The organism is Blastococcus sp. KM273128, from assembly GCF_021698975.1.
In the GTDB taxonomy this organism is placed as follows: Bacteria; Actinomycetota; Actinomycetes; order Mycobacteriales; family Geodermatophilaceae; genus Blastococcus.
Map to the genome: position 1 here is coordinate 1 of NZ_SSXA01000236.1, position 203 is coordinate 203.

General features: G+C 83.3%; 1 pseudogene. It reads left to right on the forward strand.

The window, feature by feature from the left end:
- Positions 1 to 203, forward strand: a pseudogene (locus E9529_RS21710) (HNH endonuclease); the annotation flags it as partial.

Consider the following 203-nt stretch of genomic DNA (forward strand, 5'->3'; position numbering starts at 1 on the left):
TCGCCGCCGCCGAGGCCGCGGTGCTGCCCGGCGCGGCCGGGCTGGGGCTGGGCCGGCTGCGGGAGGCGCTGCGCGCCGAGCTGCTGGCCCGCGACGCCGAGGCCGCCGAGCGGCGGCGGAAGGTGCGGCAGCGGGCCGCCGATGTGACCGTGCGCCCGGTCGGGGACGGGATGAGCGAGCTGCGCGCCCTGCTCCCGCACCCC